Origin of the sequence: Aeromonas sp. 5HA1, assembly GCF_029237245.1 — a bacterium.
GTDB classification, from domain to species: domain Bacteria; phylum Pseudomonadota; class Gammaproteobacteria; order Enterobacterales; family Aeromonadaceae; genus Aeromonas; species Aeromonas salmonicida.
Window position 1 is genome coordinate 16,946 of sequence record NZ_JAACFW010000002.1, and the last position, 13,964, is coordinate 30,909.

The window sequence follows — 13,964 nt, forward strand, 5'->3', positions numbered from 1 at the left end:
AGGTAACAGGATGAAAAAGAAGAGGCGGCCCAGGGGCCGCCTCTTCTTTTATTGCCGTTTGGCGGTGGCGATTCAGGCTTTCGCCAGCCGACGCTCGATGGCATCCATCAGCATGCCGGTGATGGAGACGTCAAAGGCGGCCTCGATCTCGCGGATGCAGGTCGGGCTGGTGACGTTAATCTCGGTCAGCCTATCGCCAATGATGTCGAGGCCGACGAAGATGAGGCCCTTCTCTTTCAGGGTCGGGCCGACGGCGCGGGCGATGGCCCAGTCCGCTTCGCTCAAGGGGCGCGCCTCGCCACGGCCACCGGCCGCCAGGTTGCCCCGAGTCTCCCCCTGCGCCGGGATGCGGGCCAGGCAGTAGGGTACGGGTTCACCATCCACCACCAGCACCCGCTTGTCGCCATCCTTGATGGCGGGCAGATAGGTCTGCGCCATGCAGTACTGGCTGCCATGTTCAGTCAGGGTTTCGATGATAACACCGACGTTGGCGTCATCTTCCTTCATACGGAAGATGGAGGCGCCGCCCATGCCGTCCAGCGGTTTGAGGATCACGTCTTTGTGTTTGGCGTGGAAGGCCCGCAGTTTGTCTGCTCTGCGAGTGACGAGCGTGGTCGGGGTGTGCTCGGCAAACCAGGCGGTGTAGAGCTTCTCGTTGGCGTCGCGCAGGCTCTGGGGCTTGTTGACGATGAGGCAGCCCTCATCCTCGGCTCGCTCCAGCATATAGGTGGCGTAGATGAACTCTGTGTCGAAGGGGGGATCCTTGCGCATCAGGATCACATCCAGGGTGGAGAGGGGCTGATCGATCACCTCGCCCAGGTTGAACCAGTCGGCATAGTCATATTTGACGGTCAGCGGGCGCATGGTGCCAAAGGCGCGACCGGCTTCCATGTAGAGATCCGACATCTCCAGATAGAAGAGCTCATAGCCGCGCTTTTGCGCCTCTTCAAGCATGGCAAAGCTGGAATCTTTCTTGATATTGATGGCCGAAATCGGGTCCATCACTATGCCGAGTTTAATGGTCATCCGAGTTTCCTTCTTGTGGCTCGATTGCGAGTGAGATTCTTAAAACCTGTTTCAGGCCAGATCGCCAAAGCGGCACTGCAGCGCAGTAATGGCGGTCAGGGCGGCGGTTTCGGTGCGCAGCACCCGCGGCCCCAGCAGCATCTCTTTGAAATCTTCCTGCACGGTACGGGCGATCTCGTCGCTCGACAAGCCCCCTTCCGGGCCGATCAGCAGGCGCACCCCGTGTTCCGGCACCGGCAGTGTGTTGATGCTGTAGGGGGCGCGCGGGTGCAGGTTGAGCTTGAGCTCCTGGGTCTCTTCGGCCAGCCAGGCATCGAGCTCCATCGGCATGCGAACTTCGGGCACCACATTGCGGCCGCACTGCTCGCAGGCGCTGATCACCACCTTCTGCCACTGCTCGCGTTTCTTCTCCAGCCTGTCGGCGGGCAGCTTGACGCCGCAGCGCTCGGAGAAGAGCGGCGTGATGCAGGTGACACCCAGCTCGACGGATTTCTGGATGGTGAAGTCCATCTTGTCGCCCCGGCTGATCACCTGGCCCAGATGGATGGCGAAGGGGGATTCCACCGAGCGCTGCTCGCAACTGTCGATGGTCACTTCAACCGATTTCTTGCCGACCAGGGTGATGGTGGCGGCATATTGATTGCCGTCGCCATTGAACAGCTCGAGCTGCTGGCCCGGCTGCATGCGCAGTACCCGGCCGATGTGGTTGGCACCGTCTTCCGACAGGGCGAGGGTCTGGCCAACTTGCAGGGTGGCCGCTTCATAGATACGTGGAATGCGCATGGCTGATTATCAGTCTCTTGCTTGGAAACCCTTCAATATCCTACTGCGAGGCGTTGAGCAAGGCTCACGCGGCAGAGGTTGAAGGGGTTCATGATGAGAGGGGGCGCTCCCCCTCCTTAGTCAAATGGGGTTATCGGCACTGCTTTTCAATGAAGGGATTGGTATTGCCCTGCAGCTTGCCGATGCGGCGGTTGCGCTCGCACTCCCAGCTATCTGCCGGGTACTGCCTGTCCCAGGCTTCGAACAGTTTACGTTGTTGCGCGGCGAGGCGCAGCCCGTGTTGCTGGCTCATGTAGAGGTAGGCGCGGGCGATCTGGCCTCGTACCAGCCCCTTGGGTGGTTGCACCCGGCGCTCCTTGAAGTCCACCAGCATCTGGCACTGGCCGTATTGATCCGGCTTGCCGTTCCAGTCGGAGAAACGGTAGTTGGCCCGATCGCCATTTACCTCGCCGATGGCGGGGAAGAGGTTGTGCATGTCCCCCTCCATCTTGTTGAACTCATCGCTCTTGCTGCAATTTTTGCGTCCACCCTGCTGCCAGCACTGCAGTTGATGGCCAAATTCCCAGGCGGGTACCACGTGTTCCCACTCGATACGGGCGGCTCGTTTGGGCTGCTTGCGCGGTTCATAACCGCAGCTGGCCAGATCCGGGCTCATTTTTTTGCCCTGATAGCGAATGTCGCAGCCGCAGTAGAAGGTGGTGACTGTGGGCTGGGTTTGATAGAGCTTGACCAGATCCTGCTTGGCGGTGCGAAAAGTCTGGGCATGAAGGGGCAGGCTGACCAACAGAGTCAGGGCGACAGAGAGCAGGGGACGAAACATGAAGATCCTTGGCAATGAAACGGTTGGACGAAAAGAGAAGGCACCCTAACACAGGGTTGCGACGCCGGCTGGCTCACTGTGCAGGCACTGGCACCTGCCGTTCCCGCTCCAGGGGCTGCTTGCAGCGGCGGCAGTGGTAGCGGGCGTCACCGCGCACCACCTTGTTGTGACGGCGAACTGACAGCTGATGCTGCTGGCAGTGACAGCGATAAGGCACTGTGCGCTGGGCCAGCACCGTCAGATCGAAGCTGTGGGTGGTTCTGGGCTCAAGCCCGAATAGCTCCCGCATCAGCGACTGCCACTGCTTGCCGTGGGGCAATACCCTATGCTTGCCCCGACCTTCACCCCAGAGGGCATAGACCAGCAGATGGGCCACTTCATGGGGCACCACCTCGTCCAGAAACGCCTGCTGGTTGGCCTGATAGAGGGCAGGGTTGAAGCGCAGCTCCCAGGTCTGCAGCCGCGCCGAACCCGCCGCCCGGCCCCGCATATTGCAGTGGATGCGCGGACGGGAAAAGGTGCGACCTAGGCGCGCCTCGGCCTGCATGAAACAGGCGTCGACCCGCTGATGCAGCAGTTGTTCGAGATGAGCAGGAGTAGCAGACATGGGATTTCCGTCGGTCAGCAGACAAGCAAAAGGGGAGCCAGGCTCCCCTTTTATCACAACTGAGTGCCTTAGAGGCCAGCGGCGGAGCGCAGCAGCTCGGCCTTGTCGGTCTGCTCCCACGGGAACTCTTCGCGACCGAAGTGACCGTAGGCAGCGGTAGCCTGGTAGATGGGGCGCTTCAGATCCAGCATCTCGATCAGGCCATACGGGCGCAGTTCGAAGTGCTCGCGTACCAGCTTGACCAGCAGATCCTCGGCCACCTTGGCGGTACCGAAGGTTTCGACGCTGATGGAGGTCGGCTCGGCCACGCCGATGGCGTAGGAGATCTGGATCTCGCAGCGATCCGCCAGACCGGCGGCGACAATGTTCTTGGCCACGTAGCGGGCGGCGTAGGCGGCGGAGCGGTCAACCTTGGACGGATCCTTGCCGGAGAAGGCGCCACCACCGTGACGGGCCATGCCGCCGTAGGTGTCGACGATGATCTTGCGACCGGTCAGACCACAGTCACCCATGGGGCCGCCGATAACGAAACGGCCGGTCGGGTTGATGAAGTATTTGGTGTCCTTGGTGATCCACTCGGCCGGCAGCACAGGCTTGATGATCTCTTCGCGCACCGCTTCCACCAGATCTTTGTGGCTGATGGACTCGCTGTGCTGGGTAGAGAGCACAACGGCATCCACACCCAGGATCTTGCCTGCGTCGTCGTAGGCGAAGGTGAGCTGGCTCTTGGCATCCGGACGCAGCCACGGCAGGGTGCCATTCTTGCGCACTTCGGCCTGACGCTTCACCAGCAGGTGAGAGTAGGTGATGGGGGCGGGCATCAGCACGTCGGTTTCGTTGGTGGCGTAGCCGAACATCAGGCCCTGGTCACCGGCACCCTGCTCCAGCGGGTCGCTGCGGTCAACACCCTGATTGATGTCAGGGGACTGCTTGCCGATGGCGTTCAGCACGGCGCAAGAGTCAGCGTCGAAGCCCATGTCGGAGTGGGTGTAGCCGATGTCACGCACCGTATCGCGCACTATCTCTTCGATATCGACCCAGGCAGAGGTGGTTACTTCACCCGCTACCATGACCATACCGGTCTTGACCAGGGTCTCACAGGCGACACGGGCCTTGGTATCTTGCTTGAGGATGGCGTCCAGTACCGCATCGGAGATCTGGTCCGCAATCTTGTCGGGATGGCCTTCGGAGACCGACTCGGAAGTAAACAGCTTTGCCATGATGGGATTCTCAGCTTGTCTGGGGTTATCGCCACAGCAATAACCGGGTGATGATAGGATGATTGTAGAGGTATCTACATCTGGACGTCCATTTTAGTTAGCGCCCTTCTCGATTGCCAGCACTATTTTGGTTTTGCCCCGTGCTGGCCGAACAAGATACGTGCTTTACCCCATTTGGGGTGCAAGCCGATGACAACTCAATCGTTTGCCCCGGCAAGAAAAGCGATTGAGCTCCCAAAGCCACTTTATTCGCCCAGATAATATTTGCACCGCACGCCCCCTGCTGGGACAATAACGCGCCTTAATCTTGGCCATCAAATGAAGCAATCGCAGGAGATACAGATGCCTTCTCGTAAAGAGCTTGCCAATGCCATTCGCGCATTGAGTATGGATGCCGTTCAAAAAGCCAACTCCGGTCACCCGGGCGCCCCCATGGGAATGGCGGATATCGCCGAAGTGTTGTGGCGCAGCCACCTCAAGCATAACCCGAACAACCCCAAGTGGGCCGACCGCGACCGTTTCATTCTGTCTAACGGCCACGGCTCCATGCTGCTGTACTCTCTGCTGCATCTCTCCGGTTATGACCTCTCCATCGACGATCTGAAAAACTTCCGCCAACTGCACTCTCGCACCCCCGGCCACCCCGAGTACGGTTATGCGCCAGGCATCGAAACCACCACTGGCCCGCTGGGTCAGGGCATCACCAATGCCGTGGGCATGGCGATCGCCGAAAAAGCCATGGCCGAGCAGTTCAACCAGCCGGGTCACGACATCGTTGACCACTACACCTACGCCTTCATGGGCGATGGCTGCCTGATGGAAGGCATCTCCCACGAGGCTTGCTCTCTGGCAGGTACCCTGCAACTGGGCAAACTGATCGCATTCTGGGATGACAACGGTATCTCCATCGACGGTCACGTTGAAGGCTGGTTCACCGACGACACTCCCAAGCGTTTCGAAGCCTACGGCTGGCACGTCATTCCGGCCGTGGACGGTCACAGCCCGGAAGCCATCAATGCCGCCATTGAAGCGGCCAAGGCCGAGACCGGCAAGCCGACCCTGATCTGCTGCCGCACCATCATCGGCTACGGTTCACCGAACAAGTCCGGTTCTCACGATTGCCACGGCTCACCGCTGGGCAACGACGAGATCGCTGCCGCTCGTGCCTTCCTGAAGTGGGACCACGCGCCGTTCGTCATTCCGTCCGACATCGCCGCCGAGTGGAACGGTCAGGAGAAGGGCACCAAGCTGGAAGCCGACTGGGCTGCCAAGTTTGCCGCCTATGAAGCCGCGCACCCGGCGCTGGCTGCCGAATTCAAGCGTCGCACCGCAGGCGAGCTGCCGGCCAACTGGGCCGCTGAATCTGCCAAGATCATCGAGACCCTGCAAGCCAACCCGGCCAAGATTGCGACCCGCAAAGCGTCCCAGAACTCTCTGGAAGCCTTCGGCAAGTTGCTGCCCGAGTTCATGGGTGGTTCCGCTGACCTGGCTCCGTCCAACCTGACCATGTGGTCCGGTTCCAAGTCGCTTACCCCCGAGAGCGCGGCAGGCAACTACATCCACTACGGTGTGCGCGAGTTCGCCATGTCCGCCATCATGAACGGTATCGCCCTGCACGGTGGTTTCATCCCCTACGGTGCCACCTTCCTGATGTTCATGGAGTACGCCCGCAACGCCCTGCGCATGGCCGCCCTGATGAAGCAGCGCGCCATCTTCGTTTACACCCACGACAGCATAGGTCTGGGTGAAGATGGCCCGACTCACCAGCCGGTCGAGCAGATCGCTTCCCTGCGTCTGACCCCGAACATGAGCACCTGGCGCCCATGTGACCAGGTTGAATCCGCCATCGCCTGGAAGCACGCCATCGAGCGTACCGACGGTCCGACTTCCCTGATCTTCTCCCGTCAGAACCTGCCCCAGATGGACCGTACCGCCCAGCAATTGGCCGATACCGCCAAGGGTGGTTATGTGCTGAAAGACTGCGCTGGCACCCCGGAGCTGATCCTGATCGCCACAGGTTCCGAAGTGGAGCTGGCCGTGGCCGCCTATGAGCAGCTGACTGCCAAGGGCCGCGCCGTGCGCGTGGTTTCCCTGCCGGCCACCGACGTATTCGACGCCCAGTCTGCCGAATACAAAGAGTCCGTCCTGCCGTCTTCCGTCACCAAGCGCGTGGCCATCGAAGCGGGCATCGCCGACTACTGGTACAAGTACGTGGGCTTTGGCGGCAAGATCATCGGCATGACCACCTTCGGTGAGTCTGCACCGGCCGAGCTGCTGTTCAAGGAATTCGGCTTTACCGTGGAAAACGTGGTTGCGACCGCTGAGTCCCTGTAATAGCTGACCATTGGGCCGCTATGGCCCAATAGCCGGAATATAAAACGCCCTCCATCGCAAAATGGGGGGCATTTTATTGGGTTGTAAGAATAGAGTTAAATTATTCTTAAATTCTATAAATTTGTCATTGTTAATGAGAGTTCTATAATTTTGGAGTTTTTATGTATAGGATGACCAAGGTTTTAATTAAGGGGGAGTTGAAGGCTTTGCTATTTACATGGCCTATATTTCCTGTTGTATGTCTATATTATTTAATAATGTTTTTATGTGGGAAGGTTGATGTAGATACGCAGGTTTGTTGGCCCATTGAATGGGTAACTATGAGGCTGCTTGACATTGATAGAGCTGAGTTTCTATTTTCAATGGTTTTCCCATTACTATTTCTTGTATGGATTATAAATGAATATTCTCGTCCTCTTCGTAAAGAACGAGCTAAACTGAGAAAAATAGCACTATGCATTTGGAATGCAACTATAAATATATTTAGGGTTTTATCTGGTGTCAGTTTCGGCATTTGGTTATTCAGCTTTGCTCCTGAACTTGGTGGTGACATAACAAATGACATGTTATTTTTTAGCTTAATAACCCTCGTGATTTCTGTTATTTCTTCCATTGGAGTTAGGTTGCTTGTTAATCACATGATTGCAAATGATAGATAAAATATTGTCTTGAGATACACATGTATCTTTTTTGAAAAGGTTGTAGTAGAGGAAGGCAACGGTCTGGGTGTGCTGCCCGCAGGTTCGATTAGCGAAGCGTCATCGAACGTTCGCGCATCTGTGTCGACGCCATAAAAATAATGCCCCACATGTTACATAAAAAGAGACCGGCCATTAGCCGGTCTCTTTTTTATTATTCAGGGCATGTCTTACATCTGCGGCGGGGTGCTTTCCGCGTTGGACATCACCGCATCAATCTGCACCAGCTCGTAGGTTCGATTAGCGAAGCGTAATCGAACGTTCGCGTTTTTTATGTCGATGTCATAAAAATAATATCCCTCCCTGTTACCAAAAAAGAGACCGGCATATAGCCGGTCTCTTTTTGTTTATCGCAACCCTTACGCTTGTGGCGGAGTACTTTCCGCATTGGAGAGCACGACATCCATCTGCACCAGGGCACCGGCGGGCAGTTCGCTGACGCCAATCACGGTACGGGCCGGCAGATAGCTCGGGAAGTATTGGGTGTAGATGGCGTTGACCGCATCCAGATCCGCGATGTTCTTCAGCTGGATATTGACCTTCACGATATCGTCCATCACATGGTCGATGCTCTCGACGATGGCCTTGATATTGCTCAGGCACTGGGCTGTCTGCTCTTTGACACAACCAGTCAGGATCTTGCCGGTGGTGATATCCAGCGGCAGTTGAGCGGCCAGATGGTTGTAGTGGGAGAAGGCGACAGTCTGGCAATGGAGCGGGCTGCGCGGTGCCTTGTCGGTATTGCGGGCAGCGATCACCAGATTGTGTCTGTCTTCTACCAGTTGCGGCGGAGTACCGTCACCGTGGGAGATGACCGCATCCATCTGCACCCTGGCACCCAGCGGCAGGGCAGTTGCGCTGATCACGGAGCGGGCCGGCAGATAGGCGACGGCGCGGGCAATGGCGGAATCGGGGAAGAAGGTGGTGTAGACCTCGTTGACGGCGTCCAGATCCGCGAGGCTGGTCAGGTAGATGTTCACCTTGACGATGTCGTCAAATGGCACGTCGATGCTTTCCAGCACGGTTTTGATGTTGCGCAGACACTGACCCGCCTGCTCCTTGATGTCACCGGCGACCAGCTTGCCCGATGCCGCATCGACCGGCAGTTGCGCGCCTATGTTGTTGTAGTGAGAGAAGGCGACTGTATGGGTCGAGAGCGGGTTGTGCGGTGCCTTGTCGCTGTTGCGGGCCAGTTTTACCAGGGCGCAGGGCGCCTGCGGGAAGGTGCCTTCGCCATTGGAGATGATGGCGTCGATCTGCACCTGGGCATCCAGCGGCAGGGCGGCCACCGCGAGTGTGGTTCGGGTCGGCAGATAGCCCGGGAAGAATTCGTGATAGACGGCGTCGACCGCCTCCAGATCTGCCATATCTTTCAGGAAGATGGTGGCTTTCACCATATCGTCCATCACGTGGCCAATGCTCTCTATGATCGCCTTGAGGTTATTCAGGCACTGTCTGGCCTGTACCTTGACGTCGCCACTCACCATCTTGCCGGTCTTGGGATCGACCGGCAGCTGGGCAGAAATATTGTTGTAATGAGAGAACGCCACCGTCTGGGTATAGGGACCCAGATCCTGGGGGGCATTGGTGGTATTTCTTGCAGCCTTGATGATGGTGCCACTCATAGATATTCCTCTTTTTAGTATTCGTTGTTAACTCAGGTACAGGTTCGTCCCGTCCGAGTGCGCCATGCCGACTGCGCCAGCGGGTGCATCTCCGATTATTATGTTTAATCCACTCAATAGCTGAATGGGATAAGAGAGGAAGGGACAGGGTTGATTATTTCAGACGAGGCGATTCTATGAGTGGCCATCAGGGGATGCAAACTGGTGATTGCGTTTCTATGAGATGGCTCAACGCTTGGAAATATAGCTGTTTTGCTATTCAATTCAGGGTGAATACCATTCCTGGGTGGTTCAAACAGGTCTGGCATCGCGGGCGAGCCCGTGTGGACTGGGTTCTTCTCTCCAGTGGGGAGGGGCTGTGCTGTGAATGAGGCGTTAAAAATATGCGCCATCTTGCGGTAAACTGATTTTATTGTGCATAGATATGTATTTTAAATCGTTTTTGGCATCTATCCAGTCCGCTAAAAATATGCTAGCCCAAGGTCATCCAAAGACTAATAAAGATGTGGCTGGAATATAATTCAATATATTGCATAGGCGATATCTTAATATTGCGTTCGAATAGCCGCTTGTTCGCTTATTCTGATGATATTTATCGCGCCAAATAGAGAGATAAATATGCCATAAGGGTGCAGTCGTCCTGTTGGTGGCTCGTGATAGTGGGGCCAAATGCTGGCTTGCCCGCCTGGGTGACGCTGGTCAGTGGCAGACAGTGTCACTTATCCGGCGGGGTAGAGGGTTGTGCGATTGGCGACCGTGTAGATGGGAGGGCAGGTTTCCCTCCTTGCCCCGAGATGCTTGATAAGAAGGCCGTGATCCCGGTTATCGATCAGGCAGGATAGAGGGCACCCAGAACTGCAAGACGGCTGGCACCCGTGACGGCGGGCAGGTTACCCGGTTGGCGGTGGATAAAACGCTGTGCCAGCCAGGCAAATGCCGCTCCCTCCACCCAGTCGGGGGCTAGCCCCAGATCAAAGGTGCTGGCGATGCGCCAGCCGGGCAGCAGGCTGGCCAGCTCCGCCAGCAAGGGGCCATTGTGAGCACCGCCGCCACAGACAAACAGCTCGGGCCGGCTTTGCGCCTCGTCCAGTGCAGGCAACTGGCGGGCTATGCTGTGGCAAGTGAGCGCCTGCAGGGTGCGCTGCACATCCACGGGGGCGTATGCACTGCCCGCCAGCTCGCCATCGAGCCAATCCAGGGTAAACATCTCCCGCCCGGTGCTCTTGGGCCACGGGGCGGCGAAGTAGGGGTGAGCCAGCAGTTGCTCAAGCAGGGCGGGAACAAGCTTGCCGCTGGCGGCCCATTGGCCACCGGCATCGTAGTTGCCGCCGCTTGGTTGATAACGGCGATACCAGCCATCGAGCAGGGTGTTGGCGGGGCCGGTATCAAAGCCATACACACCGTCCGCGTTGCCCGGCAGTACCGAGATATTGGCGATGCCGCCCAGGTTCAGCACCACTCGCAGGGCGCCGGGTTTGGCAAACAGCGCCTGATGGAAGGCGGGCACCAGCGGTGCCCCCTGACCGCCGAGGGCCATGTCCATGGTGCGAAAATCGGCGATGACATCGATGCCGGTCAGGGCCGCCAGCAGGGCGGCGTTGCCGATCTGCAGGGTAAAGCCGAGTTGGGGGCGGTGGCGGATGGTCTGACCGTGGCTGCCGATGGCGCGAATATCCTTGGGGGTCAGCCCTGCCTTGGCCAGTAGCGCGTGAGTGGCGGTGGCAAACTCGCGGGCCACCAGATTATCGGCCACCCCCATGCGATCGATTTCGTTGTCGCTCGGGGTGCAGAGTTCGTGCAGCTCGCGGGCGGTGGGCCAGGGGTGGCTGATGGCCGCTTCGACCCGCAGTTCATCCCCGTCCATCATCACCAGCACGGCGTCGATCCCGTCCATGCTGGTGCCGGACATCAGCCCAATGTAGCGCTCAATCATGAGATGTCCTTATTTATCGAGATAAAGATGTGGAACAAGGGTTCAGCGTTCGCCTTTTTCTGCGGCGTGGTCAGAGGCTGATGACGCATTAACTGCCGTTGCTATCTCGTTTGTTCTGGGCCAGCTGCAGCTCGGGCTTGTCGAGTTGGTCGAGTTTGGCCAGTTGCGGCGTTGCCAGCAGTTTGAAGTTGGCCAGCTCCCGCCCTGTGAGGGTCTCGGCCTGCGGCAGATTGAGGGTGCGCGGGTTCTTGTGAATGCCGCCCACCACAAATTCATAGTGCAGGTGCGGGCCTGTTACCCGGCCTGTGCCCCCCAGGGTGCCAATGGTCTGCCCCTGTTTCACCCGCTGCCCTTTATTGACGGTGCGCTTGGAGAGGTGCAGGTACTTGGTCACATAGTTGCCGGCGTGCTTGATGAAGACATAGTTGCCGTTGAACTGGTTGTAACCGGCCGCCACCACGCTGCCGCCGCCGGCGGCCATGATGGGGGTGCCCACCGGTGCCACATAGTCGATGCCATTGTGGGGACGCACCTTGCCGGTGACCGGGTGCAGGCGGCGCGGATTGAAGTTGGAGCTGATGTATTTGAAGTTGACCGGCGCGCGCAGGAAGCTCTTGCGCATCGCCTTGCCTTCCTGTGTGTAGTAGTTGCCATCGTCATTCAGCACGGCGCGATAGATGGCGCCCTGGTTGATGAACTCGGCGGCCAGAATGTCGCCGGAGGCCACCCGCTCGTCATCCTGGAATTTTTCCTGATAGACAACCCGAAAGCTGTCCCCGGGTTGCAGGTCCTGGGCGAAGTCGATGTCCCAGCCGAAGATGGCGGCGAGATCCATGATCTGATCTTCGGTCATCCCCGCCTCGACGGCGGCCCCCCAGAAGCTGGATCGTATCTCGCCTCGGGTAACTTGCTCGCGGGTATCGAGTTCCAGCTTGACCGGTTTGGCCACGAAGCTCTCGGCCTTGCGGCTCACTTTCAACGCCTGTTCCAGGCTGTGGGGGTAATAGAGGCTGTGCAGATCGCCATTTTTGGTGAGCTTGAAGGTGAGTTCTTGCCCGGGGCGCAACATGCGAAGGGGGTCGCTGCCATCGAGCTGATCGATCAGGTGCAGATCCGTGGTGCTGAGCCCCAGCCGCTGGAAGATGACGCCCATGTTGTCGCCACTGCGCACTTTCACCTGTTTGGTGACATAGCTCGGTTTGGGCGGAATGGCCGCTTGCCCGGCTTGTGCCAACAGATCTCTGTCGTCCGGCTGCGGCTCGACGGCTAGCTCGTTGCTGTTGTCATCGACTCGGGTGGCGACCGCCCGTTCGCTTGGCCAGGCCGCCAGCATCATCACCATGATGCTCAAAATCAGCACCATCTTGCGGTGCCAGGTGGGAAGAGAGTTGAAGGCGTTCCAAATGACCATGAGAAGCTGACGAAGTCGGGCAGAATGAGCGGATTTTACAGCCTTTCCAATTAGCTCGCCATTCCAGTAATATGTTTGGCCCTGTGGAATCGTGATTGGAGTGTCAAAAAATGTCCCAGCTCGAGGTGGCGCTAGCCGAGATCAAGCGCGGAGCGGAAGAAATTCTGGTTGAAGAAGAACTGGTTGCCAAGTTGAAGGAAGGGCGCCCGCTGCGCATCAAGCTGGGGATGGACCCGACGGCTCCCGACATTCACCTGGGTCATACCGTGATCCTCAACAAGCTGAAGACCTTCCAGGATCTGGGCCACGAGATCATTTTGCTGATCGGCGATTTCACCGCCATGGTAGGTGATCCCTCCGGCAAGAACAGCACTCGTCCGCCGCTCTCCGAAGAGGCCATCAAGCACAATGCCCTCACTTATGCGGAGCAGGCGTTCAAGATCCTCGATCCCGCCAAGACTCGCATCGAGTACAACTCCAGCTGGCTGGGCGAGCTGGGCGCGACCGGCATGATCAAGCTGGCGGCCAAGCAGACCGTGGCCCGCATGATGGAGCGTGACGACTTCAAGAAGCGCTACACCGGCGGCCAGTCCATCGCGATTCACGAATTCCTCTATCCGCTGCTGCAAGGCTATGATTCGGTTGCGCTCAAAGCGGACGTCGAGCTCGGCGGTACCGATCAGAAGTTCAACCTGCTGATGGGCCGCGAGCTGCAAAAAGACGCCGGCATGGCCGCCCAGTGCGTGCTGATGATGCCGCTCTTGGTGGGTCTGGACGGCGTCAAGAAGATGTCCAAATCCGCCGCCAACTACATAGGCGTGCACGATGCCCCGGGCGAGATGTTCGGCAAGATCATGTCCATCACAGATGACCTGATGTGGAACTACTACGAGCTGCTCTCCTCTCGTCCCTTGGCCGAGATTGAAGCGTTCAAGGCCGGTATCGCCGCGAACACCCTGAATCCCCGTGATGTGAAGATCTGGCTGGCGAAAGAGATCATCGCTCGCTATCACGACGAAGCGGCAGCGGAAGCGGCTCACGAAGATTTCACCCAGCGTTTCTCCAAGAACGCCATTCCGGACGAGATGCCGGAAGTCGAACTGGCGCTGGAAGGTGACGGTCTGGCCATCGCCAACCTGCTCAAAGACGCCGATCTGGTGGCCACCACCTCCGAAGCGCTGCGCATGATCAAGCAGGGCGCGGTCAAGCGTGACGGCGAGAAGCTGGAAGATGGCAAGGCACTGGTAGGTGCCGGTACCGCCGTCTATCAGGTCGGCAAGCGCAAGTTTGCCCGGGTCACCGTCAAGTAACCCAGCCTCTCTACGAGACTGGCTTTGTGGCTGTCTCCCGAGCACTGCCTGTGTTCGGGAGACAGCACTTGCAAGCCGCCCCATCGCGACGGTTTGCAAGATAACCCCTCCCTTCTTGCTGGCTGTCTATCCCTCTCTCGCCTCTTCCTGCCTGATTCGCCTTGTCCGTTTGTTCTTATGCCCTCTTGTGCGTTGAC

11 protein-coding genes are annotated in these 13,964 nt (G+C 58.2%); 3 read left to right on the forward strand and 8 right to left on the reverse strand.

Annotated features, from left to right (window positions below):
- Positions 1-72: 72 nt before the first annotated feature.
- From gshB to metK, 5 genes are all read right to left on the reverse strand, one after another.
- The gene (gshB, locus tag GWQ27_RS02330) at positions 73-1,026 is read right to left on the reverse strand and encodes a glutathione synthase (protein WP_021140068.1); all 954 of its coding nucleotides are present in this window, start codon (positions 1,024-1,026) and stop codon (positions 73-75) included.
- 51 nt (positions 1,027-1,077) lie between these two features.
- Complete coding sequence (gene rsmE, locus GWQ27_RS02335; RefSeq protein ID WP_058393850.1) at positions 1,078-1,809, reverse strand: 16S rRNA (uracil(1498)-N(3))-methyltransferase; 732 nt, start codon at positions 1,807-1,809, stop codon at positions 1,078-1,080.
- Between the two features lie 130 nt (positions 1,810-1,939).
- The gene (locus tag GWQ27_RS02340) at positions 1,940-2,629 is read right to left on the reverse strand and encodes an endonuclease (protein ID WP_058393851.1); all 690 of its coding nucleotides are present in this window, start codon (positions 2,627-2,629) and stop codon (positions 1,940-1,942) included.
- 73 nt (positions 2,630-2,702) lie between these two features.
- Positions 2,703-3,236: a SprT family zinc-dependent metalloprotease gene (locus tag GWQ27_RS02345; protein ID WP_275906575.1), complete on the reverse strand. Its 534-nt coding sequence runs from the start codon at positions 3,234-3,236 to the stop codon at positions 2,703-2,705.
- A 68-nt stretch (positions 3,237-3,304) separates the two neighbouring features.
- The gene (gene metK / locus GWQ27_RS02350; RefSeq protein ID WP_021140072.1) at positions 3,305-4,456 is read right to left on the reverse strand and encodes a methionine adenosyltransferase; all 1,152 of its coding nucleotides are present in this window, start codon (positions 4,454-4,456) and stop codon (positions 3,305-3,307) included.
- A 342-nt stretch (positions 4,457-4,798) separates the two neighbouring features.
- On the opposite strand from metK, the gene tkt reads away from it, so the two are divergent.
- Both tkt and GWQ27_RS02360 read left to right on the forward strand, forming a co-directional pair.
- Positions 4,799-6,790 (forward strand): transketolase, encoded by a 1,992-nt coding sequence (gene tkt, locus GWQ27_RS02355; RefSeq protein WP_096118073.1) that lies wholly within the window; start codon positions 4,799-4,801, stop codon positions 6,788-6,790.
- Positions 6,791-6,951: 161 nt separating this feature from the next.
- Positions 6,952-7,449: a hypothetical protein gene (locus GWQ27_RS02360; RefSeq protein WP_275906576.1), complete on the forward strand. Its 498-nt coding sequence runs from the start codon at positions 6,952-6,954 to the stop codon at positions 7,447-7,449.
- A gap of 398 nt (positions 7,450-7,847) precedes the next feature.
- Here the strand turns inward: GWQ27_RS02360 and GWQ27_RS02365 are convergent, their stop codons facing one another.
- The 3 genes from GWQ27_RS02365 to GWQ27_RS02375 all read right to left on the reverse strand — a co-directional run bounded on the left by GWQ27_RS02365 (position 7,848) and on the right by GWQ27_RS02375 (position 12,457).
- Complete coding sequence (locus tag GWQ27_RS02365; RefSeq protein WP_275906577.1) at positions 7,848-9,113, reverse strand: RidA family protein; 1,266 nt, start codon at positions 9,111-9,113, stop codon at positions 7,848-7,850.
- An 829-nt stretch (positions 9,114-9,942) separates the two neighbouring features.
- Entirely contained in the window at positions 9,943-11,046 is a 1,104-nt protein-coding gene (locus tag GWQ27_RS02370; RefSeq protein WP_275906578.1) for an anhydro-N-acetylmuramic acid kinase, read from the reverse strand.
- An 88-nt stretch (positions 11,047-11,134) separates the two neighbouring features.
- Complete coding sequence (locus GWQ27_RS02375; RefSeq protein ID WP_275906579.1) at positions 11,135-12,457, reverse strand: peptidoglycan DD-metalloendopeptidase family protein; 1,323 nt, start codon at positions 12,455-12,457, stop codon at positions 11,135-11,137.
- Positions 12,458-12,567: 110 nt separating this feature from the next.
- On the opposite strand from GWQ27_RS02375, the gene tyrS reads away from it, so the two are divergent.
- The gene (tyrS, locus tag GWQ27_RS02380; protein ID WP_265434424.1) at positions 12,568-13,767 is read left to right on the forward strand and encodes a tyrosine--tRNA ligase; all 1,200 of its coding nucleotides are present in this window, start codon (positions 12,568-12,570) and stop codon (positions 13,765-13,767) included.
- Positions 13,768-13,964 lie beyond the last annotated feature (197 nt).

What these genes read in the sequence shown, in the direction of transcription:
- gshB (WP_021140068.1), bottom strand. Translation starts at nt 1,026, where the DNA reads ATGACCATTAAACTCGGCATAGTGATGGACCCGATTTCGGCCATCAAT.
- rsmE (WP_058393850.1), bottom strand. Translation starts at nt 1,809, where the DNA reads ATGCGCATTCCACGTATCTATGAAGCGGCCACCCTGCAAGTTGGCCAG.
- GWQ27_RS02340 (WP_058393851.1), bottom strand. Translation starts at nt 2,629, where the DNA reads ATGTTTCGTCCCCTGCTCTCTGTCGCCCTGACTCTGTTGGTCAGCCTG.
- GWQ27_RS02345 (WP_275906575.1), bottom strand. Translation starts at nt 3,236, where the DNA reads ATGTCTGCTACTCCTGCTCATCTCGAACAACTGCTGCATCAGCGGGTC.
- metK (WP_021140072.1), bottom strand. Translation starts at nt 4,456, where the DNA reads ATGGCAAAGCTGTTTACTTCCGAGTCGGTCTCCGAAGGCCATCCCGAC.
- tkt (WP_096118073.1), top strand. Translation starts at nt 4,799, where the DNA reads ATGCCTTCTCGTAAAGAGCTTGCCAATGCCATTCGCGCATTGAGTATG.
- GWQ27_RS02360 (WP_275906576.1), top strand. Translation starts at nt 6,952, where the DNA reads ATGTATAGGATGACCAAGGTTTTAATTAAGGGGGAGTTGAAGGCTTTG.
- GWQ27_RS02365 (WP_275906577.1), bottom strand. Translation starts at nt 9,113, where the DNA reads ATGAGTGGCACCATCATCAAGGCTGCAAGAAATACCACCAATGCCCCC.
- GWQ27_RS02370 (WP_275906578.1), bottom strand. Translation starts at nt 11,046, where the DNA reads ATGATTGAGCGCTACATTGGGCTGATGTCCGGCACCAGCATGGACGGG.
- GWQ27_RS02375 (WP_275906579.1), bottom strand. Translation starts at nt 12,457, where the DNA reads ATGGTCATTTGGAACGCCTTCAACTCTCTTCCCACCTGGCACCGCAAG.
- tyrS (WP_265434424.1), top strand. Translation starts at nt 12,568, where the DNA reads ATGTCCCAGCTCGAGGTGGCGCTAGCCGAGATCAAGCGCGGAGCGGAA.